We start from the raw sequence: 25514 nt of genomic DNA, 5'->3' as shown, positions 1-25514 counted from the left end.
GTCACCCCCGTCGGGCGACCCGGCGGCGCCGAAGACCCCCCGGCTGCGGGGTGGAACACGGCCGCCCGACCGCCGAGGCTGACCCCGGCAGACCGCGAGGAGGGGACATGTCCACCGACACCGCGACCCCACCGGTACCGGACCGGCACGACGGGCCCGGGACGCGCACGACCGTGGTGGTGATCGGCGGCGGGACCACCGGCCTGGCCGTCGCGGCCGCCCTGACCCGTCGTGCGGTCCCCACCGTGGTCCTCGAGCGAGGCAGCGCGGCCGGCGCCGCCTGGCGCAGCCGCTACCGGTCCCTGCGGCTCAACAGCGGGCGGGCCTGGTCGACCCTGCCCGGCCTGCGCTACCCGCACGGGGTGCCCGTCTTCCCCCGGCGCGACGACGTGGTCGCCTACCTGGCGGCCTACCGCGTCCACCACGGCATCGACCTGCGCACCGGCGTCCGGGCCCTCCGGCTGGACCGGACCGACGGCCGCTGGACCGTCACCACCACCACGGGGCCGGTGACCGCGACCCAGGTGGTCGTAGCGACCGGCCTGCTGGCCCGGCCCGTCCTGCCCGACGAGCTGACAACCCCGCCGGGTCCGCCGGTCGTGCACTCGGCCGACTACGTCGACGCGACCCCCTACCGAGGCCGGAGCGTGCTGGTGGTCGGCGCCGGCTCGTCCGGGATGGAGGTGGCCCACGACCTTGCCGCGGGTGGGGCCCGGCGGGTGCTGCTGTCGGTCCGGACACCGCCCAACGTGCTGCCCCGGTCCGTCGGGGGCCTGCCCGGCGACCCGGTGGTCCACCTGCTGTGCAGGCTGCCGCCGCGCCGCGCCGACGCGGTGGCGAACCAGGTGCGGCGGCTGACGCTGGGGGATCTGCGGGGCGTCGGCCTGCCGGTACCCGCCGAGGGGCCGTTCACCCGGATGCGCCGGCCGGGGGACGCCGGTCCGGCCGTCGTCGACCGTGCCGTCGTCAGGGACCTCCGTGCCGGACGGATCACCGTGGTGCCGGCGGTGGAGCGCCTCGGCGAGGACGGCGCGCACCTGGCCGGCGGACGGACCGAGCAGGTGGACGCCGTCGTCGCCGCCACCGGCTTCCGCCCCGACCTGGACCCGCTCGTCGGCCACCTCGGCGTCCTGGACGGGCACGGCGTCCCCCGGGCCCTCGACGCCCGACCGGCGCTGCCCGGGCTGCGCTTCGTCAACTTCGGCATGCGCCCCGGCCTGCTGGCGGCCGCGGGTCCCCGGGCCACCGCGGCCGCAGCGGCGGTCCTCCGCGAGGTGTCGCCGCGGCGCTGACCCGGAGGCCGCTGCAGACCGGGCCCGGGACAGGGGCCGTCGGACGGCGCCCCGGTGGACGAGGACGACGTCGCGCGGGACGTGGTCTCCTCGTGCGCGGACCCCGACGGCCGGCGCGGGCAGGTCTGCCGGGAACGGCCGACGCCGGGGATCCGCGTCAGGAGCGGCTGGTCAGCCGGAGCAGGACGCCGATCACCGTCCCGACCGTCGCGTGGCCGACCACGCCGCGGACGTGGCTCACCAGCGGGTAGGCGGTCATCGTCGACAGCGACGTGCCCTCGTCGACCAGCAGGAAGGCCCCGGCCCCGACCAGCGGGCCGGCGACCATCGGCCGCACCCCCCGCCGCACCAGGGCCGCCGCGATGACGCCGTAGGTCACGCCGAACGTGCGGTGCACGGCCAGCCCGACCCGGCCCGCCGTCGCCTCGTCGACGTCGCGACCCGTGGCGCGGCCGAGCTGTGTGCCCAGCTGGACCAGCATGCCCCCGGGGGCGATCTCCTGCTCGCGCTTCCTCGACGCCTCGCTCTGCCGGCCGTGGAACCAGGTCGTGACGGCGTCCATCGTCCGGCTGGCCGCGTACCCGGCCAGCGCCCCGGTCCAGAGCAGGCTGCGGTCCCGTGTCATGGCCGACACCGTGGCCTCCCGGCACGGCCGTGGGGGGCGATCGACGACCGCCGCGGCCTCCGCAGCCGTCGTCCCGAGCGCGTCAGGACGGTCGGTGCCCGGCGCCTACGCACGGTCAGTCCCCGCGTCCGTCTGGTCCGCGACCGGCGGCCGTGCACGTCCGCGGAAGTGCACGGCCGGGGACCGGTCTTCCGGTGACCTTCCCCGGCCTCCTGCTGGCGGAAGGACGGTGGAAGGCGCCGTTCCTAACGTCCTCGGCGTGAGGCCACCTGGGCCTCCCGACACCGAGGAGCACACCGGACATGACCACCACCGAGACCGCCCGCCCGGCCCGCAACGGCGTGGACGTGCCGACCCTGTTCGCCACGATCGACGCGGTGAAGGGCACGCCGGAGATCGCCCGCTTCCGCTTCCGCGCCGACAACCGCTGGGTCGCCGGCACGCACAGCCGCAGCACCCTCTCCGGGTTCTACGGCGCGATGCAGGAGATGACCCACGAGCAGGAGCACACCTGCGACGCCGACCACCCCGCGGTGCTCGTCGGCCAGGACAACGGCCCCACCCCGGTCGAGTTCCTGCTGCACGCGATCGCCGCCTGCCTGACCGCCGGCCTGGTCAACATCGCCTCGGCCCGCGGCATCGACCTGTCCGAGGTGACCTCGACCGTCGAGGGCGACATCGACCTGCGCGGCATCCTCGGGACCTCCGACGAGGTCCGGAACGGCTACTCGGCCATCCGCGTCCACTTCGACGTCCGCGGCGACGCCCCCGAGGAGCAGCTGCGCGAGCTCGTCGAGCAGTCCCGCCGCCGGTCGGCCGTCTACGACGTCCTCACCAACGGCGTGCCGGTGCACGTCGACGTCGCCACCGCCTGACCCGCCCGGGCCGGCCCCGACCGAGGGAGGACAGGACCATGAACGCCGTCGACACCGTCGTGGTCGGGGCCGGCCACGCCGGGCTGGCGATGAGCGCCCACCTGACCGCGCGCGGACGGGACCACGTCGTCCTCGACCGCGGCCGGACCGCCGAGCGGTGGCGCAGCGAGCGCTGGGACTCGCTGCGCCTGCTCACCCCCAACTGGATGACCCGGCTGCCGGGCTACGAGTACGGCGGCCCGGACCCGGACGGGTACATGACGGCGGCCGAGCTCGCCGAGCTGCTGGACCGCTACGCGACCGCCTTCGAGCTGCCGGTGGTGGAGGACACCCCGGTCCTCGCCGTGGAGGCCGCCGACGACGGCTTCCGGGTGGTCACCGGCGGGGACACCTGGTCCGCCGCGAACGTCGTCGTCGCCACCGGCGCCTGCGACGTGCCCGCCGTCCCGGCGGTCGCGGCCGGCCTGTCCCGGTCGGTCGTCCAGGTCCCGGCGGCGGCCTACCGCAACCCCGGGCAGCTGCCGCCCGGCGGCGTCCTGGTCGTCGGGGCCTCCGCCTCGGGTCTGCAGATCGCCGACGAGCTCGCCCGCGCCGGCCGCGAGGTGGTGCTCGCGACCGGGTCGCACACCCGGCTGCCGCGCCGCTACCGCGGGATGGACGTCCTGTGGTGGCTCGAGGCGGTCGGGACGCTCGACCGCGGCGTCGACGAGGTGCCGGTGCGCGCCCGCCGCGAGCCCTCCCTGCAGCTGGTCGGCCGCCCCGACGCCGCCGACCTGGACCTGGGGACGGTGCGCGCCGCGGGGGTGCGGGTGGCCGGCCGGCTCACCGCGGCGGACGGCGCGGTCGTCTCCTTCGACCGCTCGCTCGCCGGCACCGTCGCCGTCGCGGACGACCGGCTGCGCCGCCTCCTGCAGCGCCTCGACGGGTACGCGGCGGCCACCGGCCTCGACCGCGAGGTCGGCGAGCCCGACCCTCCGGCGCCGCTCGCCCTCGACGACGGCCCGGCGCGGCTCGACCTCGCCGCGGCCGGCGTGGGCACCGTCGTCTGGGCGACCGGCTACCGCTGCGACCACCGCTGGCTGCCCGCCGCGGCGCTGGACGGGACGGGGCAGGTGCGGCAGCGGTACGGCACCACGCCGCTGCCCGGGCTGTTCACCGTCGGCCAGCGCTTCCAGACCCGCCGCAACAGCACCTCCGTCGGCGGCTCCCGGCACGACGCGGCCCTGGTCGCCGCGCACCTGGACGCCGTCCGTCCCGCCCGGCGCCGCGCCGGCGTGCCCCTGCGGGGCCGGTCGTGAACGCCCGCCACGACGTGGTGGTCGTCGGCGGGCGCGTGGCCGGCGCCTCGACGGCGCTGCACCTGGCCCGGCGGGGGCTGCGCGTCCTCGTCCTGGACCGCGGCGCGTACGGCAGCGACACCGTCTCCACCCACGCCCTCATGCGGACCGGCGTGGTGCAGCTCAACCGCTGGAGCCTGCTCGGCCGGCTGGTGTCGGCGGGCGTCCCGCCGGTGCGCACGACCACCTTCCACCACCTGAGCGGGGACACCCGCATCACGCTGCGGCCGGCGGCCGGCGTCGACGCGCTCTACGCCCCGCGGCGCACGACCCTCGACGCGCTGCTGGTCGACGCCGCGGTGGAGGCCGGGGCCGAGGTCCGGCACGGGGTGCGGGTCACCGGCCTGCTCCGCGACGCCCGGGGCCGGGTCACCGGCGTGCACGGCGAGGACCGCGACGGCGCCCGGTTCGAGGTGCCGGCCGGCATCACCGTGGGCGCCGACGGGGTCCGCTCCGCCGTCGCCCGCTGGGCCGGCGCGCCCGTCGACCGGCAGGGTCGCGGCGCCTCGGGTGTGGTGTACGGCTACCTCGCCGACCTCCCCGCAGACGGCTACGAGTGGTTCTACGGGCACCGCGCCTCGGCCGGCCTCATCCCGACCGAGGACGGCCTGGTCTGCGTCTTCACCGGGACGTCGGCGCAGCGCTTCCGGGAGCTGCCGGGCACGGCGGCCGACCGCTTCGGCGCGCTGCTGACCGCGGTCTCCCCCGCGGCCGCCGAGCGGGTGGCGGCGGCGCGGCCGGTGGGCCGGCTGCGCGGCTTCGGCGGCGTCCCCGGGTTCCTCCGCCGCGCCGGCGGCCCGGGCTGGGCGCTGGTCGGCGACGCGGGGTACTTCAAGGACCCGCTGAGCACCCACGGGATGAGCGACGCCCTCCGCGACGCCGAGCTGCTGGCCCTCGCCCTGACCGACGCCCTGTCCGGCCGGGTGCCGGAGGCGGCCGCCTTTGCGGCGTTCCAGTCGCAGCGCGACCGGCTCTCCGACGCCCTGTTCACCGTCACCGAGCGGGTCGCCGCCCACGACTGGACCGAGGAGGAGCTGCGCCGGCTGCTGCGGGAGCTCAGCGCCGCGATGAGCGACGAGATCGACGCCCTGCTGGCCCTCGACCGGCCTCCTGCCACGGCCGTCGCATGAGGACCCCCGCAGCCTCAGGGCACGGTGCGGAGGAAGCGCCGCACCTCGGCGTCGAACGCGTCGGGGGCCTCGAGGTTGACGACGTGACCGGTGCCGGGGAGGACCACCAGCCGGGACCCGGGGATCGCGGCGTGCAGCGCCTCGGCCACCGGTCGCGGCGCCCGCACGTCCTCGGAGCCGTGGAGCAGCAGCGTCGGGACGGTGACGGTCGGCAGCACGTCGCGCAGGTCCGCGTCGGCGAACGCCGTGAGCATGGACCGCGTCCCGGCCGGGCGGACGTCGAGCACGACGCCGCGGACGAGGTCGAGGGTCTCCTGCGGCACGGGGCCGGCGAAGAACCCGGGCAGGTAGTCGTCGACCCACTCGGCCGGCGGGCGGTCGAGCTCGGCGCGCACCCGCCGCAGGCGGGCCTCCACCTCCTCGCGGGGCAGCGACCCCCGCCACCCGGCGTAGGCCGAGGCGAGCACCAGGGACCGGACCGACTCCGGATGGCGTCGCCACACCGCGAGCGCGAGGACGCCGCCGGCGGACAGGCCGCACAGGTGCACCCGGCCGAGCCCGAGCGCGCCGACGAGCGCGGCCACCGCGTCGGTGTACTCGTCCAGGGTCAGGTCCGCCGGCGGGTCGGGGGATGCGCCGCAGCCGGGCGCGTCCCACGCGACCACGTCGAACTCGTCCGACAGCCCGTCGAGCTGCGGCCGCCACTCCCGCCCGTCGCTCCAGGCACCGTGCAGGAGCAGCAGGGGCGGCCCCGCCCCCGCGCGGTGGTAGGCGATGGTCCGTCCGCCGGCCTCGACGACGTCCACGGCAGCCCCTCGACGATGCCGCCGGCCGGTGCCGCCGGCCGGTGCCGCCGGCCGTGCCGGTCCCGCCGGTCGGGACGCACCGGACCGCGACCCGACGCGTGCCGAGCGTCCCACCCGGGTCGGCGGCCGTCGAGGCGCCGGCTCGTGACGCGCGCACGACGACCCTGGCGCGGGAGACACCCGACGCGGGATGCTCCCTGATCGACCCGGGCGCAGGCCGGCCCGGACGGGCGGGGACCGCGGGGGCCGGCACCGGACACCGACGACGACGACGACGACGGAACGGACCACCGATGGTGGACGTGCAGATCAGCCTCCTGGGCCGCTTCGCGGTCACCGTGGACGGCCGCGAGGTCCCCGACGCCGCGTGGACGCGGCGGTCGGCGTCCGCGCTGGTGAAGCTGCTGGCCCTCGCGCCGGGGCGCAGCCTGCACCGGGAGCGGGTCCTCGACGCGCTGTGGCCGGACCTGCCCCCCGAGGACGCCTCCCCCCGGCTGCACACCGCCGCCCACTACGCCCGGCGCGCCCTCGGGGACCGCGCCGCGGTGGTGCTGCGCGGCGACACGGTGAGCCTGCTGCCCGGCGCCGGCGTCGAGGTGGACGCCGAGCGCTTCCTGCGGCTGGCCCGGGCGGCGGTCGCCTCTGGCGCGGCGGCCGACGTCGAGGCCGCGCTGGCCGCGCACGGCGGCCCGCTGCTGCCTGACGACCCGTTCGAGCCGTGGACCGAGGCCGACCGGGACGCCGTCCGCCAGGCCCACCTGGACGTGCTGCGGGCGGGCCGGCGTTGGACGGACCTGCTCCGGATCGAGCCGGCGGACGAGGAGGCCCACCTGGCACTGGTGCAGGCCGCCGCCGACCGCGGGGACCGGCGCGGGGCGCTGCGGCAGTTCGAGCGGCTGGACCGGGCGCTGCGCGCCGAGCTCGGGGTGGGCCCCTCGGCGGAGGCCCTCGCGCTGCGCGACCGGCTGGCGGGCGACTCCCCGGGTCCGGCCCCCGGCCCCCGCCTGCCCCGGCTGGTCGGCCGGCAGGCCGTCCTGGACCGGCTGGACGGGGCGCTGCGGGAGGCCCGGGCCGGACGGGGGACGACGGTCCTGGTCAGCGGCCCCGCCGGCGCCGGGACCTCGGCCCTGCTCGGCTGGGTCCGCGCCCGTGCGGCGGCCGAGGGGGCGCGGGTGGGCGCGGGGGCGAGCTCCGACGCCGAGGGCGGGTGGCCCTACGCCCCGGTGCTGGAGGCGCTGTCGGACCTCTGCCGGCGGCACCCGACGCTGCTGGACGGGCTCGACGACGCCTACCGGCAGGAGATCGAGCGGGCGCTGCGCGGCGGCGAGCTGACCTGGTCCGGGGAGGGCGGGCACCAGCGGCTGTTCGTCTCGGCCGCCGAGCTGCTCCGCCTGGCCGCGGGCGGCGGCGGCGCCGTCCTCACCGTCGACGACCTGCACGAGGCCGACGACGGCAGCGTGCGCCTGCTGCACTACCTCGCCCGGGTCGCGCCCACCGAGCGGGTGCTGCTCGTCGCCGGGCACCACGACGTCCCCCGCGACAGCCGGCTGGGCCGGGTGCGGGAGAGCCTGCTGCGACGGCACCCGGCGGTCGACCTGCGGCTGCCGGCGCTCCCGCCGGCCGGCACGGCCGCCCTGCTCGCCGCGCACCTCGGCGCCCCTCCCGCCGAGCGGCTGGCCCGCGAGGTGCACGACTGGTCCGGCGGGCTCCCCGGCCGGGTCGTCGCCCTCCTCCCGGGGATCGGCACGGGCGACGCGTGGCGGCTGCCGGTCGGCCGGCTGCTGGCCGCCTGCCCACCGGGGACCGAGGAGGTGCTGCGCCGGGTCGCCGTCGCCGGGGGGACGGTGGACACCGACGAGTTCGTCGCGCTGTCCGGCGTCGACGAGGAGACGGCGTTCGGCCACCTCGACGCCGTGCTGGCGGCGGGGCTGCTCGAGCCGGCCGACGTCGGCTACCGGTTCCGCACCGACCGCGTCCGCGAGCGGCTGCTCGCCGACCTCCCGCCGCACCGGCTGCAGCGGCTGCACCGGGACGCGGCGGCGGCGCTGGAGGCGGTGGGCGCCGCGCCGGCCCGCGTGGGGGCCCACCTGGTGCGCGCCGGCGACGCCGCGGCCGCCGTCCCGCACCTGCTGACCGCCGCGGAGACCAGCGCCGCCCTCGGCGCCCACCGTGACGCGCTCGACCTCGTCGAGCAGGTCCGCGAGGCCGCCGCCGGGCCCGACCGCGCCCGGATGCTGGCGCTGCGCGCCGACCTGCTGATGGCCGTCGGGGACGGCGGCGCGGTCGCGGCCTGCCGGGAGGCCGTCGCGGCCGCCGAGGGGGACGCCCGCCGGGTGCTGCTCGCGCGGCTGGCGCAGGCGGCGAGCATGGACGGCGACCTGGACACCGCGACGGACGCACTCAGCGGCCTGCAGCCCGACGGCGGCGCGGCCGACAGTGCCATCCTCCTGGCCCGCGGCAACCTCGCCTGGTTCTCCGGCGACCTCGAGGGGGCGCGCGCCGCGGCCGACGAGGCGCGGCGGCGGCTCGGCGCCGCGACCGACTGGCGCCTGCTGGACCTGGTGGCCCTGCAGGGCCTCATCGCGCACAACGGCGGGCAGTGGTTCCGCCGGCTGCGGCACGAGCTGCAGCGGACCCGGGAGGCCCCGGCGATCGCGACCGCCGTCTTCGACGCCCACCTGTGCGTGGCCGAGTACCTCCTCTACGGGCCCACCCCGTACGCCGAGGTCATCGCACTCGGGCGGGCTCTGCGCGAGACCGCCGAGCGGGCCGGGGCCCTGCGCGCCGTCGCGTTCGCCTGCGCGCTCACCGGCGAGGCGGCGCTGCTGTCGGGCGACCTGGCCACCGCCGAGCACGACCTGCGGGAGGCGGCCGACCTGCACGCCGAGATCGGCGCCCCCGCCGGGGAGGCCCACTCGCTCCAGCGCCTCGCCGAGCTGCGCGTGCACCAGGGCGACCGCGCCGGTGCCCGCCGGCTGCTGCAGCAGGCCCTGCCGCTGGCCCGGTGGTCGCCGATCCCGATGCACCTGCTCCAGCGCATCCACGGCACCGCGATCCTCGCCGCGGACTCCCCGGAGGAGGCCCACGCGGCGGTCGGGCGGGCGGAGGCCACCGTCGGACCGGAGGACCACTGCCACTTCTGCCAGGTCATGGTCTCGGTCCCGGCGGCGATCGCCTGCGCCGACGTCGGCGACGTCGAGGCCGCGCGCGGTCACCTGCGGGCCGCCGAGCGGTCGGCCGCGCTGTGGCAGGGCACCGCGTGGCAGGCGGCGATCCTCGAGGCGCGGGCGCACCTCGCGCACGCCGAAGGGGACCCCGAGGGCGGCCACCGGCTGCTCGAGCAGGCCGCGGAGTGCTTCGCGACCGCCGGGCAGCCGCTGGACGCCGACCGGTGCCGCGCCCCGCTGCCTGTGCCGGCCCGGAGCACCTGAGGCGCCGGGGAGGCATCGAGGAGGCATCGAGGAGGCATCGACGTGGCACGGGTGTTCCTCGCCGGCGGCACCGGCGTGCTCGGCCGGGCGCTGCTGCCGCTGCTGCTCGCCGCCGGCCACCGGGTCACCGCGACCACCCGCTCCCCCGCCCGGACCGGGCAGCTGCGCGCTGCGGGCGCCGAGCCGGCCGTCGTGGACGCCTTCGACGCCCCGGCTCTGCGCGCCGCCGTGACCGCCGCGCGCCCCGACGTCGTGCTCCACCAGCTCACCGCGCTGTCCGGGCCGGCGGCCGACTACGGCGCCTGGCTGGCCGACACCAACCGGCTCCGCGCCGAGGTGACCCCCGTGCTCGTCGACGCCGCCCGTGCCGCCGGCGCCCGCCGCGTCGTCGCCCAGAGCGCCAGCTTCACCACCGCCCCCCAGGGTCCCTGGCTGCTCGACGAGGACGCCCCGCCGTACACCGACGCGCCCGGCGCCCTGGGGGGACACACCGCCGCCGCCCTCGCCCTGGAGCGGGCGGTCCTCGGCACCGACGGGATCGAGGGCGTGGTGCTGCGCTACGGGTTCCTCTACGGCCCCGGCACCGGCTTCGCGCCCGGCGGGGGCTTCGCCGAGGCGGTCCGGGCCGGCCGGCAGCCGGTCGTCGGCGACGGCGAGGGTCGCTACCCCTTCGTGCACGTCGACGACGCCGCCGCGGTCACCGCCGTCGCTGTCGAGCGCGGCGCGCCCGGGGTCTACAACGTCGTCGACGACGACCCGGCGCCGATGCGCGAGTGGGTCCCGTACCTCGCCGGCCTGCTCGGCGCCCCCGAGCCGGCGGTGGTCCCGGCCGACGTCGCCGGGCGGGACCTCGGCCCGCAGACGGTCTACTACGGCACCCAGCTGCGCGGCGCCCGCAACGACCGGGCCCGGCAGCAGTTCGGCTGGCAGCCGGCCCACCCGAGCTGGCGGGAGGGCTTCCGCGAGCTCTTCGGTGCCGCACCCGGCGGGGGTCCTGGACCGTCCCGGGTGGGGCGGCCCCGGCACGGGTAGGCGACGGCGGGCCGCCGCGGTGGCCCCCGGCCCGACCCCACCGACCCCGGAGGACCCGTCATGCGAGGAACGGTCCTGCACGCCCCCCGCGACGTCCGCGTCGAGGACCGCCCCGACCCGGCGATCGAGCAGCCCACCGACGCCGTGGTCCGACTGGCCGCCACCTGCGTGTGCGGCTCGGACCTGTGGCCCTACCGCGGTGTCGAGGAGGTGCGCGGGCCCTCGCCCATGGGTCACGAGTACGCCGGCGTCGTCGAGGAGGTCGGCAGCGAGGTCACCACGGTCCGGCCCGGCCAGTTCGTCGTCGGCTCCTTCTTCGCCTCGGACAACACCTGCGAGATCTGCCGCGCCGGCTACCAGACCTCCTGCGTCAACCGGCAGCCCGGCGCGGCCAGCGGCGCCCAGGCCGAGTACACCCGCGTCCCGCTGGCCGACGGCACCCTCGTCGCCACCCCCGACCTCCCGGACGACGACCTGGTGCCGAGCCTGCTCGCCGCCTCCGACGTGCTGGGCACCGGCTGGTTCGGCGCCGTCGCCGCCCAGGCCGGGCCCGGGAAGACGGTGGCCGTCGTCGGGGACGGCGCGGTCGGCCTGCTGGCCGTGCTGGCCGCGCGGCAGCTCGGGGCCGAGCGGGTCGTCGCGATGAGCCGGCACGAGACGCGGCAGCAGCTGGCCCGGGAGTTCGGCGCCACCGACGTCGTCGCCGAGCGCGGCGACGAGGGCGTGGCGCGGATCCGGGAGATGACCGACGGGCTGGGCGCGCACTCGGTCGTCGAGGCCGTGGGCACCCAGGAGTCGATGATGCAGGCCGTCCGCGCCACCCGCCCCGGCGGGCACGTCGGCTACGTCGGCGTGGCCCACGACGTCGCGCTGCCGGGCGACGAGCTGTTCTTCACCCACGTGCACCTGCACGGCGGGCCGGCCCCGGTGCGCCGCTTCCTGCCCGAGCTCATCGAACTCATCTGGCGGCGCCAGATCGACCCGGGGCGGGTCTTCGACCTCGAACTGCCGCTCGAGCAGGCCGCCGAGGGCTACCGCGCGATGGACGAGCGGCGGGCGATCAAGACGCTGCTGCGGCCCTGACCTCGCCCGCCGCCGTCCGGTTCCCGGCCGGTCGCGCAGGATGGGCCGGTGCGTGCGGTGGTGAGCAGGGTGGCGTCGGCCTCGGTGACCGTCGACGGCGCCGTCGTCGGGGAGATCGGCCCCGGCCTGCTGGCGCTGGTCGGCGTCGGCCGGGACGACGACGCCGGCCGCGCCCGCGCGCTGGCGCGGAAGATCCACGAGCTGCGGGTGTTCCCCACCGACGAGGGCGCCCGCTCGGCCGGTGACCTCGGGCGGCCGGTGCTGGTCGTCAGCCAGTTCACGCTCTACGCCGACACGCGCAAGGGACGGCGCCCGTCGTGGGACGCCGCCGCGCCCGGCGAGGTGGCCGAGCCGCTGGTCACCGAGGTCGTCGCCGAGCTGCGCCGGCGCGGCAGCGAGGTGGCCACGGGGGTGTTCGGGGCCCGGATGCTCGTGGGGTCGGTCAACGAGGGACCGATGACCTTGCTGCTGGAGGTCTGATCCAGCGACCGGCCGGGTACTGGTGGTGACCGAAGACACGGTCTGTGCGTTGCCTGTGATTGCGGGTCACGCGGAACACCAGGCCCCGTCGGAACCGTTGGACGGGGCGTAACACAACGGACGACAACAGACGACAGCGGGGTGCCGCCCGGACAGCGGCGCCCCCACCCCAGACGCGGGTGACCCACCGTGCACGCCAGCCGGCGGGTGCATCCGGAACCACAGGCAAGGACGAAGACATCCCGTGACGCTCCTGCAGTCCTCCCCCAGTGACGCCCTCGAGGTCCGCTCGCCGCGACGCGAGCCGGACACCAGTGGCCTGGTGTCGACCGACCTGGTGCGCGTGTACCTGAACACCATCGGCAAGACCGCCCTGCTGACCGCCGAGCAGGAGGTCGAGCTGGCCAAGCGCATCGAGGCCGGCCTGTACGCCGAGCGGCTGCTGGCCGAGCGGCAGCTCACCCCGGCCCTGCAGCGCGACTACAAGGCCCTCGCGATCGACGGCAAGGCCGCCAAGCGGCACCTGCTGGAGGCCAACCTGCGCCTGGTGGTGTCGGTGGCCAAGCGCTACACCGGCCACGGCATGACGTTCCTGGACCTCATCCAGGAGGGCAACGTCGGCCTCATCCGCGCCGTCGAGAAGTTCGACTACACCAAGGGCTTCAAGTTCTCGACCTACGCGACGTGGTGGATCCGCCAGGCGATCACCCGCGCGATGGCCGACTCCGGCCGCACCATCCGGCTGCCCGTGCACCTGGCCGAGCAGGTCAACAAGGTCGTGCGGACCCGCCGCCGGGTGCACCAGGAGCTCGAGCGCGAGCCCACCGCCGAGGAGCTCGGCCTCGAGCTGGACATGACCCCCGAGCGGGTCACCGAGCTGCTCGAGTACAGCCGCGACCTGGTCAGCCTCGACCAGACCGTCGGTGCCGACGAGGAGTCCCGGCTCGGTGACTTCATCGAGGACGCCGACGCCGCGGTGGCCGAGGACGCGGTGGCCTTCCAGATGATGAAGGGCGACGTGCGCAACGTCCTCTCCACGCTGGAGGACCGCGAGCGCGACGTCGTCGTGCTCCGCTTCGGGCTCGACGGCGGCCAGCCGCGCACCCTCGAGCAGATCGGCAAGCAGTTCGGCCTCTCCCGCGAGCGGGTGCGCCAGATCGAGCGCGAGACGATGGCCAAGCTGCGCGACCCGCAGCGCGCCGACGCCCTGCGCGACTACCTGGCGTAGCAGCCGTCCCGGCAGCACGCCGCCGAGAGCCGGTTCCCCGCGGGGAGCCGGCTCTCGGCGTCTGCGCGGCCGTTGACAGCCGCAGCGGTGCACGCCAGGCTCGTCCTCAACCGATCGGTTGAGGAGGCGGGCCGTGGCGACGACGGCGCAGCGGTGGCGGAAGCTCGCGGACGAGTTCGGACGGCGGGTCGACGGCGTCCCCCCGGACCGCTGGGACGACCCCGCGCCGTGCGAGGGCTGGGTCGCCCGCGACGTCGTCCGGCACCTCGTGGAGTGGATGCCGTCGCTCTACCTCGGCGCCATCGGCCGGCCGCTGCCGGGGATGCCCTCGGTCGACGACGACCCCGCCGGTGCCTGGCGGGCCGCCGACGCGGCGATCTCGGCGCTGCTGGCCGACCCCGCCACGGCCCGGCTCCCCACGGCCACCCGCGCGGGCGAGATGACCCTCGAGGAGCTGGTCGCCATGACCGGGCTCATGGACCTGCTGGTGCACGCCTGGGACCTCGCCCGCGCCACCGGCCAGGACGAGACGCTGGACGCGGCGGAGGTCTCGGGGTTCCTGGCCGGCATCGAGCCGTGGGACGCCGCGATGCGCGGCAGCGGCCACTACGGCGCGCGCGTGCCGGTCCCCGACGACGCCGACGACCAGGCGAAGCTGCTGGCCTTCACCGGCCGCCGGCCCTGACGCGGGCGCCGGTACCTGGTCGCGAGGCGGTCCGCGGGTCGACCATGGGCCGGTGCTCACCGTGCGGCTGCTCGGGCCGTTCACCGTCGAGGTGGACGGCCGCCGGGTGCCGGAGGACGCCTGGACCCGCCGGGACGCCGCCGGGCTGGTGAAGCTCCTGGCGCTGCGCCCCGGCCGGCAGGCGCACCGCGAGCAGGTGATGGACCTGATGTGGCCGGATCTCGACCTCGCCGACGCGGCGCCGCGGCTGCACAAGGCCGCGCACTACGCCCGTCGGGCCCTGGGCTCGCCGGAGGCGGTGGTGCTGCGCGACGGCACGGTCGCCCTGGTGCCCGGGACGCCGGTCGAGGTGGACGTCGAGGAGTTCGAGGCGGCCGCCGCGGAGGCGCTGCGGGAGGGCTCGCCCGAGGCGGCGGCCGACGTGCTGCGGCGGTTCCCCGCCGAGCCCCTCCCGGGTGAGGTCTACACCGGGTGGGCGGCCGGACCGCGCGAGCGCCTCGGCGGCCTGCGGCGGCAGTTGCTGCGGCAGGCCCGCCGGTGGGCCGACCTGGTGGCGCTCGACCCGCTCGACGAGGCGGCCGCCGTCGCGCTGGTCCGCGAGCTGGCCGCCGGCGGCGACCTGCCCGGCGCGCTGGCCCGCTACGAGGACCTCGACCGGACGCTGCGGCGCGAGCTGGGCACCGGTCCCGGCCCGGAGGCGACCCGGCTGGGCGCCGAGCTGACCGCCGCGCTGCGCGCCCGCGGGCGGCTGAGCGCCGCGGACGAGGGCCGGCTGTCCCAGGAGATCCGGTTCTGCCGCAGCCCCGACGGCGTGCGCCTGGCCTACGCGTGCTCCGGGACCGGGCCGCCGCTGGTCAAGGCCGCCCACTGGATGACCCACGTCGACCACGACTGGCACAGCCCGGTGTGGCGGCACTGGCTGTTGGCGCTGTCCCGGCGGCACCGGCTCGTCCGCTACGACGAGCGCGGCTGCGGGCTGTCGGACTGGGAGGTCCCGGAGCCGACCTTCGAGAGCTGGGTGACCGACCTGGAGACCGTGGTGGACGCGGCCGGGCTCGACCGGTTCCCGCTGCTCGGCATCTCGCAGGGCGCCGCGGTCGCGATCACCTACGCCGCCCGGCACCCGGACCGGGTGAGCCGGCTGGTCCTCTACGGCGGCTACCTGCAGGGCCGGCTGGTCCGGGCCAGGACCGAGGAGGACCGCCGCGAGCACCACCTCGAGGTGGAGCTGGTGCGGCTGGGCTGGGGCCGCGACGACCCGGCGTTCCGGCAGGTGTTCACCTCGCGGTTCATGCCCCGGGCGTCCCGCCGGCTGTGGGACGCCTTCAACGACCTGCAGCGCACCACCACGTCACCGGAGAACGCCGCCCACGTCCTCGAGGTCGCCGCGGGCATCGACGTGGTGGCGACCGCGGCCGAGGTCCGGGCGCCGACGCTGGTGCTGCACGCGCGCCACGACGGCCGGCCGCCGTTCGCACAGGGCCGGCTGACCGCGTCGGTGATCCCGGGCAGCCGGTTCGTCGCGCTCGACAGCTGGAACCACGTCCTGCTCGCCGACGAGCCGGCCTGGCCGGTGTTCCTCCGGGAGGTGGAGGACTTCCTGGCGGAGTGAGCGGGCCGGTCCCGGGCGGCTCAGGGGACCTCCCGCATCCGGCGCGGACCGGGCTCGACGCGCGCCGTGGGCGGGCCGACCCGCACGGTGCCGCCGGCCACCACCAGCGACCGCCCGCCGTGCCACGGCTTCTCCGGGCCGACGATCACCGGGGACAGCGTCAGCCCGAGCACCTCGGGCAGGTCGTCGGCGAGCCGGGCCACCCGCAGCAGCAGGTCCTCCAGCGCCGCGACGTCGACCCGCTCGGCACCGCGCCAGCCGTCGAGCAGCGGCCACGCCCGCGGCTCGCGCACCAACTCGGCGGCGTCGAGGTCGGTCAGCGGCAGGGTGCGGTAGGCGCGGTCGCCGAGCAGCTCGGTGGCCACCCCGCCGAGGCCGAAGCTGACCAGGGCGCCGAACGACGGGTCGTCGACGACCTCCACCACCGTCGCCACGCCCGGCGCGGCCATCTCCTGCACGATCACCGGGTCGCCGGCCGGGATGGCCTCGAAGGCGGCGCGGACGGCGTCGGCGTCGGGGAGGTCGAGGCGGACCCCGCCGAGGTCGGTGCGGTGCCGCAGCCAGGGCGCGGTGGACTTGAGCACCACCGGATAGCCGACGGCGTCGGCCGCGGCGACCGCCTCCTCGGCGGTGGTCACCGTCCGCGTGCCGAGCAGCGGCACCCCGTAGGCGGCCAGCAGCGCGATCACCTCGTCGTCGGTGAGCGGGCGGCCCTCCGGCGACCCGGCCAGGACGCCGCGGACCAGCGACCGCGCGCGCCCGGCGTCGACGCCGGGCAGCTCGGGCACGGTGCCCACCGGCCGGCGCCGCCAGCGGGCGTACTCGGCGACGCGGGCCAGCGCGATGACCGCCCGCTCCGGGGTCGAGTACGACGGCACCGAGCCGCGGGCGGGCATGCCGGTCTCGTCGGGCACGGTGAGCTCCCGCGGGATGCCCTCGGCGGAGAGGAACGTGGCCACGACCGGCTTGGCCGAGGACCGCGACACCTCGACCAGCGCCCGGCCGTACTCGTCGGGCGGGGTGTGCACCAGCGGCGGGAGGAACACCGCGACCACCGCGTCGACGCCGTCGTCGTCGACCGCCTGCTGCAGCGCCGCGCGGAAGGCCTCCGGGCTGCCGCCGGTGCCGATGTCGGCCGGCGTCTCGTGCGCCAGCGACAGCCCCTGGTCGAGGACGGAGTCGGCGACGAGCACCCCGAGGGCGGTGGAGTTGCCCACGACGGCGACCCGGTCGCCCCCGGGCAGCGGCTGGTGCGCGAGCAGCATGCCCACCTCGAACAGCTGCGCGACGGTGTCCACCCGGATCACCCCGGCCGAGGCGAACAGCGCCGCCACCGACTGCTCGGGCACCGCCACCGACGTGCCGGCCAGCCCCGGGGTCAGCCCGCCGTGCCGGCCGCTCTTGACCGCCACCACCGGCTTGGTGCGGCCGACGGTGCGGGCCAGCCGGGCGAACTTGCGCGGGTTGCCGAAGCTCTCCAGGTGCAGCAGCACGACCTCGGTGCCGGGGTCGGTGGCCCAGTACTGCAGCAGGTCGTTGCCGCTGACGTCGGCGCGGTTGCCCGCCGAGACGAAGCTGGACAGGCCGATGCCGGCCCGGCGGGCCCGTTCGAGCAGGGCGACGCCGAGGGCGCCGGACTGGGCGAAGAAGCCGACCCGGCCGCGGCCGGGCACCCGGGGGGCGAGGCTGGCGTCGAGCCGGATGGCCGGGTCGGTGTTGACGATGCCCAGGCAGTTGGGGCCGACCACCCGCATGCCCGAGGCCCGCGCCGAGGCGACCAGCCGCCGCTCGGCCTCCCGCCCCTCCGGCCCGGTCTCGCCGAAGCCGCCGGAGATGACCACCAGCCCGCGGACCCGCTTGCGCCGGCAGGCCTCGACCACACCGGCGACCTCGTCGGACGGGACGGTGACGACGGCGAGGTCGACGTCGCCCGGGATGTCCTCGATGGAGGCGTAGGCGGGGACGCCGCGCACGTGCCGGGCGCCGGGGTTGACCGGGTACACCGGCCCCTCGAAGCGGTGGTCGAGCAGGTTGCGCAGGACGAGGTTGCCGATCTTGCCCTCGTCGTTGCTGGCGCCCACGACCGCGACCGACGACGGCGTCAGCAGCCGCGCGATCGACCGGGACTCGCTGCGCTGCTCGCGCTCGTAGAGCACCGCCAGCGAGGTCTCGGTGGGCGCGATGGGGAAGGTCAGGTGGACGACGCCCTCGTCGTAGGTGCGCTTCGCCTGGTAGCCGGCGTCGAGGAAGACCCGGACCATCCGGGCGTTCTGGGTCAGCACCTCGGCGACGAAGCGGCTGATGCCCCGCTCGCGGGCGGCAGCGGCCAGGTGCTCGAGCAGCACCGACCCGAGGCCGCGGCCCTGGTGGGCGTCCTCGACGAGGAAGGCGATCTCGGCGTCGTCGGTGCCCGGGAGGCGGTCGTAGCGGCCCACCGCGATGAGCTGGTCGCCGAGCAGGACGACGAACGCCACGCGGTCCCGGTGGTCGACGTGGGTGAAGTGGTGCAGGTCCCGGTCGCTGAGCCGCTTCATCGGCCCGAAGAACCGGTAGTAGCGGGTCTGGTCGGAGCTGCGGTCCATCAGCCCGACCAGGCCGGCGGCGTCCTCGGGGCAGATCGGGCGCAGGTGCACCGTGCCGCCGTCGGCGGCGATGATGTCGGCCTCCCAGTGCGCCGGCGGCCGGGGCGCCTCCTCCGCGGACGGCTGCTCCGCGGGTGACTGTTCCGGCGCGGTGCGCTGGTCAGTCACGGGGGTCGTCCGGGTCGAGGCCGAACAGGGGGTAGACCGCCCGCCGGGTCCGCGCGACGGCGCGGTCGACGCGGGACTCGGTGAACGGGTCCCACGCGGCGAACCCGGTGTAGCCGCCCTCGGTCATGTGCGTCGGCGGCCGGGCGCGCAGCCCGCGGGCGACGACGTCGTCGCGCCAGGACTGCGGGATCTCCGTCGCGGGGTCCAGCTGCGCCCCCGCCGCCTCGGCCAGCAGGTGGGTCCAGGCCCGCGGCACGCAGCGGACCAGCCCGTAGCCGCCCCCGCCGAGGGCGATCCAGCGGCCGTCGCAGAGCTCGTGCGCCAGCTCGTGCACCGCGCGGTAGCTGGCCCGCTGGCCGTCGATGGTGAGCGCGAGGTCGGCGAGCGGGTCCTCGTGGTGGGCGTCGCAGCCGCACTGGGTGACCAGCACCTGCGGCGCGAAGGCCCGCAGCACGCCCGGGACGACGGCGTGGAAGGCGCGCAGCCAGCCGGGGTCGTCGGTGCCGTTGGGCAGCGCGATGTTCACGGCGCTGCCGTGCGCCTTCTCCGGGTCGCCGCACTCCTCGGGGTACCCCGTGCCGGGGAAGAGCGTCAGCGGCGTCTGGTGGATGCTCACCGTGAGCACCCGGGGGTCGTCGTAGAAGGCGGCCTGCACTCCGTCGCCGTGGTGGACGTCGAGGTCGACGTAGGCGATCCGCTCGACGCCCTGGCCCAGCAGCCAGGCGATGGCGATCGCGGCGTCGTTGAAGACGCAGAAGCCCGACGCCCGGTCGCGCATGGCGTGGTGCAGGCCGCCGGAGATGTTCACCGCGTGCTGCGCGCGGCCGGAGTGCACGAGCTCGGCGGCCTGCACGCTGCCACCGGTGATGAGCGCCGCGGCCTCGTACATGCCCTCGAAGACCGGGTTGTCGGAGGTACCCAGGCCGTAGCGCTCGTCGGGGTCGGTGGGGGCGCGCCGCACCGCCTCCAGGTAGGTCTCGTCGTGCACCAGGGTGAGCAGGTCCGTGCCGGCCGGCGTGGGCCGGACGACCTGCACCCGGTCCGAGGCCAGCACGCCGAGGCCGTCGGCCAGGCGCATGGTGAGGTCCAGCCGCACGGGGTGCAGCGGGTGGTCGCCACCCAGCGTGTAGCCGAGCAGCGCGTCGTCCCAGACGACGGCCACCGAGTCGCTCACGGTGCCCTCCTCCGCCGTCGGGCCCCTCCGGCCGGGGCGTCGTCGTCCCGGGGTCGGCCCTTGCCCGGACGCTACCGCCGGTGCGCGGCCGCCGCCCTCCCCGCGGCCGGCCGCCGCGGGACGCACGCCGGGGCGGCCCGCGGGTCCGGCGGAGCGCCGGGACCGGCGGCTCGCGAGCCGTAGGATCGGGAACGACACGGAGGAGTGCCAGTGAACGACCTGATCGACACCACGGAGATGTACCTCCGCACGATCTTCGAGCTGGAGGAGGAGGGCATCGTCCCGCTCCGGGCCCGCATCGCCGAGCGGCTGCACCAGAGCGGCCCCACCGTCAGCCAGACCGTCGCCCGCATGGAGCGCGACGGGCTGCTGACCGTCGAGGGCGACCGGCACCTGCAGCTGTCGGAGTCCGGGCGGGCGCTGGCCACCGCGGTCATGCGCAAGCACCGGCTCGCCGAGTGCCTGCTCGTCGACGTCATCGGCCTGGACTACGCCGACGTCCACGAGGAGGCCTGCCGCTGGGAGCACGTGATGAGCGAGGCGGTGGAGCGCAAGCTGCTGACCCTGCTCGGCAACCCGACGGTCTCCCCCTTCGGCAACCCGATCCCCGGCCTCGACGCGCTCGGCGGGGAGACCTCGGCAGTGCTCGACTCGCTCACCCTGCTGTCCACCACGGCCACCGCCGAGGGCCGCCGGGTGACCATCCGGCGGATCAGCGAGCAGCTGCAGGAGAACGGCGAGCTGCTGCGCGAGCTCTCCGAGCACGGCGTCCGCCCCGGTGCGACCGTCGTCGCCCGGTCGACCAACGGCACCGTCACCGTCGACGACCACCCGCTGCCCGCCGGTGTGGCCCAGCACCTGTTCGTCGCCGCACTCGACGACGACCTGACCCCGGCGGAGGCCGCCGTCCAGCTCTGACGAAGGACCCCCTCGCCCCCCGCCGCTCGCGAGCTCGCGGCGGGACCCTGCGAGGGGGCCGTTCCAGCACGTCCCGGCGCCCGGTGCCCGCTCTCCGCGGGTGCCGGGCGCCGGTCGTTACGGTGGGCGGCGTCCGCGCCACGACCCAGCGTCCGCGACCACCCGCGAGGAGCCCCGGTGAGCCAGCCCGACCACCCGACCGACGGCCCCGCGGGCCCCGCTCCGGCCTCCCCCTTCGAGCGGCTGGCCGACTTCGTCGCGATCCCGCGGGTGAGCGGCCTGGCGCTGTCGGCCGACGGCACCCGGCTGGTGGTCCCGGTGCAGACCCTCGACGCCGAGGGCAAGAAGTGGCAGTCGGCGCTGTGGGAGGTCGACCCCGAGGGGCAGCGGCCGCCGCGGCGGCTGACCCGCAGCGCCCCGGGCGAGTCCGCGCCCTCCTTCGCCCCCGACGGCACCCTGTTGTTCGTCTCGGCCCGTCCCGACCCCGGAGCCGGCAAGGACGCCGGGGAGCCGAAGCCTGCGCTGTGGGCGCTGCCGCCCGGCGGCGGTGAGGCCCGCCCGGTGGTCACCCGGCCCGGCGGGGTGGCCGGGTTCGCGGTCGCCGCCGACAGCGGCGACGTCGCGGTGGTGGCCGCCACGATCCCCGGCGCCGCCGACGCGGACGACGACGAGGCCCGGCGCAAGGCCCGCAGCGACGCCGGCGTGTCGGCGATCCTGCACGAGGCCTACCCGGTGCGGTACTGGGACGCCGACCTCGGCCCGGCCGTGCCGCACCTCTTCTTCGCCGGCGCGCTGCCGGCGGAGGGGCCGGCCGGTGAGGCGCCCGAGCCGCCCGAGCTCCGCGACCTGACCCCCGACGCCGGTCCGCCCACGGGCGCCGGTGAGTCGGTGGCCCTCTCCCCCGACGGCCGTCTCGCGCTGCGGGTGGACCAGGTGCCCGACGGCCCGGCCGGCCGCCGCGACCGGCTGGTGCTGGTGGAGACCGCGACCGGGGAGAGCCGGGTGCTGGTCGACGACCCGCTGGCCGACGTCCACTCCGGCGCCTTCTCCCCCGACGGCGGCTCGGTGGTCTGCGTCCGCGAGACGATGACGACCTACGCCGAGCCGCCGGACTTCACGCTGCTGCTGGTCGACGTCGCCTCGGCCGAGGCCCGCGAGCTGACCCCCGACTTCGACCGCTGGCCCAGCGCCCCGCAGTTCGCCGCCGACGGCACCGCTGTCTACTTCCTCGCCGACGACGACGGCCGGCACGCGCTGTTCCGGGTCGAGGTGAGCGGCGGCGAGCCGGTGCGGCTGACCGCCGACGGCGCCTACAGCGACCTGCAGGTGGCCCGCGACGGCAGCGCCCTCTACGCGCTGCGGTCGGCCTACGACGAGCCCCCGGTGCCGGTCCGGCTGGATCCGCGGGCCACCGGCCAGCACCCCGACCCGCTGCCCGCGCCGGGCGCCGTCGGGCCGCTGCCGGGCACGCTCACCGAGGTCCGCGCCACCGCCGCCGACGGCGCCGAGGTGCAGGCCTGGCTGGTGCTGCCCGAGGGCGCCTCGCCGGAGGACCCGGCGCCGCTGCTGCTGTGGATCCACGGCGGGCCGCTGATGAGCTGGAACTCCTGGTCGTGGCGCTGGTGCCCGTGGGTGCTGGCCGCCCGCGGCTACGCCGTGCTGCTGCCGAACCCTGCGCTGTCGCAGGGCTTCGGCCAGGACTTCGTGCGCCGCGGCTGGGGCGAGTGGGGCGGGGCCCCCTGCACCGACCTGATGGCCGCCGTGGACGCCGCGCTGGAGCGGCCCGACCTCGACGCGGAGCGCACCGCGGCGATGGGCGGCTCGTTCGGCGGCTACATGGCCAACTGGGTGGCCACGCAGACCGACCGGTTCCGGGCGATCGTCACCCATGCCAGCCTGTGGGACCTGGACAGCTTCGTCGGCACCACGGACGCGGCCTACTACTGGGAGAGGGAGTGGGGCGACCCGCTGCTGACCCCCAAGCGCTACGAGCAGAACTCGCCGCACCGCTTCGCCGACGCCATCCGCACGCCGGTGCTGGTCATCCACGGCGACAAGGACTACCGCGTGCCGATCGGCGAGGGCCTGCGACTCTGGTACGACCTGCAGAAGCGGGGGGTGCCCTCGCGGTTCCTGTACTTCCCCGACGAGAACCACTGGGTGCTCACCCCCGGCAACGCGACGGTCTGGTACGAGACGGTGATCGCCTTCCTGGCCGAGCACGTCCTCGGCGAGGAGTGGCAGCGGCCCGCCCTGGTCTAGCGCGTCGCGTCACCTGCCGGGCACCAGCGTGCTGTTGATCAGGGCGCGCAGCTCCGTCGGCGGCAGGCAGGCGGCCAGGCCGTCGGCGAGCAGCCGGGGCAGCACCGCGGCGGGGTCGGCGGCCAGCGCCCGGTCGAGCGCGACGTTGGCCATGGCGCCGTCCCCGCGCAGCCAGGCGCTGACCGCCAGCAGCGTCGCGGGCGCGCCGTCCAGGGGCACCGGCGCCCGGCGGGTGCACTCGGTCCACAGCACCTCGGCGGCCGGGGCGTCGTCGCCCAGCGCCAGACCCAGCGCCCCGTCGCGCACGTCGGGCAGCGTCAGCGCCCACAGCACCTCGGCGACCCGGACGTCGGGCAGCCGGGCGCCCGCGGTGGCCGGGCCGGGCCGGCAGGCGGCCGCGGCGTCGGCGACCAGGGCGGCGCCCTCGGCGGCGAGCGCCGCGGCGCCGACCGCGCGCAGACGGGCGGCGTGCCGCCGTCCGACCTGCAGGCAGGCCTCGGCCATCGCCGCCGCGGCCGGGCCGTCGGGCGGGGCGATGCGGGCGGCCAGCGCACCGCGGTCGGGCGCGAGGACGGCGCCACCGGCGACCGCGGCCGCCGCCAGCGGGCTGGCGCCGCCGGGGACGGGCGTGCCGGCGCCGGGCTCGCAGCAGGCGTGGGGACAGTCGTAGTCCCACCAGCGTCCGCCGCGGACCAGCAGCGCCTCGCGGACCGACACGTCCTGCGCGTCGAGGGCGAGCACCAGCTCGTGCACCGCGTCGCGGTGCGGCAGCTCCGGCCAGGGCTCGGGGACGCCGACCTCGGGCGGCAGCACGGGCAGGCCCGCGACGTCGGGCGCCTCGGACACCACCGCGAGCAGCACCGCGTCGGGACCGTCGGTGACGACCTTGGCGGCGAGGGTGCGGGCCAGCGCGGCGGCCGCGCCCGGAGGCGGGAGGTCGGCGCGCACGGTCAGGCCGACCCGGCTGCCGCCGGGCCCGCGCAGGCTGACCAGCACCAGCGACTCGGCCGGCCGGAAGCCGAGCAGGTGCGGCAGGGCCGCGGCGACCTCGCCGCTGTCGGAGAGCCGGATGACGGGGATCGGGGGTTCGTCCACGCCGCCGACCCTGGGTGGACGACGAGGCCGGCGGGCCCGATCACCCTCGGCTGTGGAGCGGCCGGGACCCTGTGGACGGCCGGGACCCGGAGTGTCAGCCGGCCGTGCCGGCGCAGGTCACCGGTCGCGGCGGGCGTTCCACGGCAGGCGGCGGAGCTCCCCGGCGAGCTCGTGCACCGCCGCCTCGCCGAAGCGCCGCGCCCAGTGGCCCAACCAGTCCTCCTGGTCCAGGAAGAACTTCCAGTCGCTGACCACCCCGTGCCGCACGAACAGGAACGGGACCGGCGACTGGAACGGCCGGAACCCCCCGTTGTAGATCGCGGTCGACCGGTTGCCGTCGTAGAACGGCCCGAACACGATGCCGTCCTCGACGTAGGACGGCACGGCGATCTGCTGCAGGACGTCGTCGAAGACGCCCTGCGCACGCTCGGCCGGCAGGTCCGGGAAGACGACGACCGTCACGTCGTAGGTGGTGTCCCCGCCGTCCGCGGCCCCGGCCTCGAGCAGCCGGCGCCTGTGGCCCTCCACCAGCTCGACGACGCGGGGCACGCCGCCGTCGCCGACCTGCTCGGGAGCCAGCCAGAGCCGCTGGCGTTCGAGGGACGTGGGCACGAAGGGGCAGACGGGGCCCGGCCGGCCGAGCTCGTCGTGCGGCCGGACGATGAAGCTCCGGATCCAGTCGGCGACGGCGCGCAGCGCGTCCCTGTCACGGTCGGCCAGACCACTCGTCCTCCCCTCGCTCTCGAGGTCCTCGAGGAGGAACAGGTCAGCGGTCGGTGTCGACATCGGGGCCTCCCGTGGGCGGAGAGCCGGCGCCGGTCGCCGGTCCTCCCGAGCCTGCCCGTCCCCGGCTGCCCGTCGCCCCCGTGAACGGCCCTGGTCCGCACCCGGGCGTCACCGTGCCCCGCGCGCACCGGCCTCAGTCGAGCGCGGCGGCCTGGGTGTCGTAGGCCTCTTCGAGCAGGCCGGTGAACGCCGTCGGGTCCGGCCGGCCGCCCGAGGTGTCGGTGGTGAGCAGCACCAGCACCCGCTCGCCGTCCTGCACGACGCCCACCAGCGCCGGCACGGTCACCTGCTGCCCGTCGGGCCCGGTCGCGGTGGTGGTGAAGACGATCCCGGCCGAGCCGTCGCCCAGGTCGGGCACGGTGAGCTCGTCGAAGGCGATGGTCACCGTGCCGACCTCCGGGGAGGTGACCTGCACCGACCGGCAGCCCGCCAGCTGCTCGCCGAAGGCCGTGAGCGCGTCCTCGGCCGGGCCGCCGGAGGCCAGCGACTGCACCGTGGTGACCGTCCCGAGGACGGCGACCTGCGCGGCGACGTCGTCGTCGTACTCGTCGAACGACGGCTGGGTGCCCTGCACCGCCGGTGCGCACTCCGGCGGGGTCACCTGCACGTCCCCGGCCGCGCCGCCGGCGGCCGCCGCGCCCTGCGCCAGCTGCGCCTCGGTCAGCGGGGTCACCTGCGCGCCCGGCCCGAAGGCGTCCGCGGGCAGCAGGCCCGGCGCGAGGTCGGTGCCCGACGCCGGGGACCCGGACGCCGGGGCCGAGGACGCCGTCGACGACGCGGGCGAGGCCGTGCCCTCGACCGCACCGCCCGCGCACCCGGTGAGCAGGACGGCGGCCGCCAGGCCGGCGGAGGTGCGCAGACGGACGCTCATGATCGCGACGCTAACCGCGGGGGGACGCCGCCGCAGACCGGT

Annotated in this window: 20 protein-coding genes; 13 read left to right on the top strand and 7 right to left on the bottom strand. The window is 77.2% G+C overall.

Features of this window, described 5'->3' with window-relative positions:
• Nucleotides 1-107: 107 nt before the first annotated feature.
• The gene (locus ACI78U_RS07495) at nt 108-1292 is read left to right on the top strand and encodes a flavin-containing monooxygenase (protein ID WP_456874662.1); all 1185 of its coding nucleotides are present in this window, start codon (nt 108-110) and stop codon (nt 1290-1292) included.
• A gap of 157 nt (nt 1293-1449) precedes the next feature.
• On the opposite strand, the gene ACI78U_RS07490 is transcribed toward ACI78U_RS07495, so the two are convergent.
• On the bottom strand, nt 1450-1917 hold the full coding sequence (locus ACI78U_RS07490; protein ID WP_456874661.1) for a hypothetical protein: 468 nt from the start codon (nt 1915-1917) through the stop codon (nt 1450-1452).
• A 302-nt stretch (nt 1918-2219) separates the two neighbouring features.
• Here ACI78U_RS07490 and ACI78U_RS07485 point away from each other — a divergent pair, with 302 nt between their 5' ends.
• From ACI78U_RS07485 to ACI78U_RS07475, 3 genes are read left to right on the top strand one after another with little or no spacing between them, the layout of a single operon-like run.
• Nucleotides 2220-2792: an OsmC family protein gene (locus ACI78U_RS07485; RefSeq protein WP_456874660.1), complete on the top strand. Its 573-nt coding sequence runs from the start codon at nt 2220-2222 to the stop codon at nt 2790-2792.
• 38 nt (nt 2793-2830) lie between these two features.
• Complete coding sequence (locus ACI78U_RS07480; protein ID WP_456874659.1) at nt 2831-4090, top strand: NAD(P)-binding domain-containing protein; 1260 nt, start codon at nt 2831-2833, stop codon at nt 4088-4090.
• Nucleotides 4087-5259, top strand: a complete 1173-nt coding sequence (locus ACI78U_RS07475; RefSeq protein ID WP_456874658.1) for an NAD(P)/FAD-dependent oxidoreductase — start codon at nt 4087-4089, stop codon at nt 5257-5259. Before ACI78U_RS07480 ends, ACI78U_RS07475 begins: the two co-directional genes overlap by 4 nt.
• 14 nt (nt 5260-5273) lie before the next feature.
• Here ACI78U_RS07475 and ACI78U_RS07470 read toward each other — a convergent pair whose 3' ends face one another.
• Nucleotides 5274-6065 (bottom strand): alpha/beta fold hydrolase, encoded by a 792-nt coding sequence (locus ACI78U_RS07470; protein WP_456874657.1) that lies wholly within the window; start codon nt 6063-6065, stop codon nt 5274-5276.
• A gap of 293 nt (nt 6066-6358) precedes the next feature.
• Between ACI78U_RS07470 and ACI78U_RS07465 the strand changes: the two genes are divergently transcribed.
• The 7 genes from ACI78U_RS07465 (at nt 6359) to ACI78U_RS07435 (ending at nt 15616) form a co-directional block, all read left to right on the top strand.
• On the top strand, nt 6359-9496 hold the full coding sequence (locus ACI78U_RS07465) for an ATP-binding protein (RefSeq protein ID WP_456874656.1): 3138 nt from the start codon (nt 6359-6361) through the stop codon (nt 9494-9496).
• A 42-nt stretch (nt 9497-9538) separates the two neighbouring features.
• Nucleotides 9539-10528 (top strand): NAD-dependent epimerase/dehydratase family protein, encoded by a 990-nt coding sequence (locus ACI78U_RS07460; protein WP_456874655.1) that lies wholly within the window; start codon nt 9539-9541, stop codon nt 10526-10528.
• A 60-nt stretch (nt 10529-10588) separates the two neighbouring features.
• Nucleotides 10589-11611, top strand: a complete 1023-nt coding sequence (locus ACI78U_RS07455; RefSeq protein WP_456874654.1) for a zinc-dependent alcohol dehydrogenase family protein — start codon at nt 10589-10591, stop codon at nt 11609-11611.
• A 48-nt stretch (nt 11612-11659) separates the two neighbouring features.
• Nucleotides 11660-12091 carry a D-aminoacyl-tRNA deacylase gene (gene dtd, locus ACI78U_RS07450; protein WP_456874653.1) on the top strand — a complete coding sequence of 144 codons (432 nt, stop codon included), beginning with the start codon at nt 11660-11662 and terminating at the stop codon, nt 12089-12091.
• Between the two features lie 244 nt (nt 12092-12335).
• Nucleotides 12336-13319 carry an RNA polymerase sigma factor SigB gene (gene sigB / locus ACI78U_RS07445; RefSeq protein WP_456874652.1) on the top strand — a complete coding sequence of 328 codons (984 nt, stop codon included), beginning with the start codon at nt 12336-12338 and terminating at the stop codon, nt 13317-13319.
• Nucleotides 13320-13452: 133 nt separating this feature from the next.
• Entirely contained in the window at nt 13453-14004 is a 552-nt protein-coding gene (locus ACI78U_RS07440; RefSeq protein WP_456874651.1) for a TIGR03086 family metal-binding protein, read from the top strand.
• A gap of 52 nt (nt 14005-14056) precedes the next feature.
• Entirely contained in the window at nt 14057-15616 is a 1560-nt protein-coding gene (locus ACI78U_RS07435; RefSeq protein ID WP_456874650.1) for an alpha/beta fold hydrolase, read from the top strand.
• Nucleotides 15617-15636: 20 nt separating this feature from the next.
• On the opposite strand, the gene ACI78U_RS07430 is transcribed toward ACI78U_RS07435, so the two are convergent.
• Nucleotides 15637-18366, bottom strand: coding sequence for a bifunctional acetate--CoA ligase family protein/GNAT family N-acetyltransferase (locus ACI78U_RS07430; RefSeq protein ID WP_456874649.1), 2730 nt, complete (start codon nt 18364-18366; stop codon nt 15637-15639).
• The gene (locus ACI78U_RS07425; RefSeq protein WP_456874648.1) at nt 18359-19540 is read right to left on the bottom strand and encodes an acetoin utilization protein AcuC; all 1182 of its coding nucleotides are present in this window, start codon (nt 19538-19540) and stop codon (nt 18359-18361) included. The genes ACI78U_RS07430 and ACI78U_RS07425 overlap by 8 nt, the downstream gene beginning before the upstream one ends.
• Before the next feature lie 210 nt (nt 19541-19750).
• On the opposite strand from ACI78U_RS07425, the gene ACI78U_RS07420 reads away from it, so the two are divergent.
• A complete protein-coding gene (locus ACI78U_RS07420) occupies nt 19751-20458 on the top strand; it encodes a metal-dependent transcriptional regulator (protein WP_456874647.1) in 708 nt (235 codons plus the stop codon).
• Between the two features lie 177 nt (nt 20459-20635).
• On the top strand, nt 20636-22720 hold the full coding sequence (locus ACI78U_RS07415; protein ID WP_456874646.1) for a S9 family peptidase: 2085 nt from the start codon (nt 20636-20638) through the stop codon (nt 22718-22720).
• Between the two features lie 9 nt (nt 22721-22729).
• Here the strand turns inward: ACI78U_RS07415 and ACI78U_RS07410 are convergent, their stop codons facing one another.
• From ACI78U_RS07410 to ACI78U_RS07400, 3 genes are all read right to left on the bottom strand, one after another.
• Nucleotides 22730-23815, bottom strand: a complete 1086-nt coding sequence (locus ACI78U_RS07410) for a DUF4192 domain-containing protein (RefSeq protein ID WP_456874645.1) — start codon at nt 23813-23815, stop codon at nt 22730-22732.
• A gap of 117 nt (nt 23816-23932) precedes the next feature.
• On the bottom strand, nt 23933-24601 hold the full coding sequence (locus ACI78U_RS07405) for a DUF6875 domain-containing protein (protein ID WP_456874644.1): 669 nt from the start codon (nt 24599-24601) through the stop codon (nt 23933-23935).
• A 133-nt stretch (nt 24602-24734) separates the two neighbouring features.
• Complete coding sequence (locus ACI78U_RS07400) at nt 24735-25472, bottom strand: hypothetical protein (protein WP_456874643.1); 738 nt, start codon at nt 25470-25472, stop codon at nt 24735-24737.
• Nucleotides 25473-25514: the final 42 nt, after the last annotated feature.

The organism is Geodermatophilus sp. SYSU D00710 (assembly GCF_054050195.1).
This window is presented reverse-complemented; position numbering and strand designations above follow the sequence as displayed.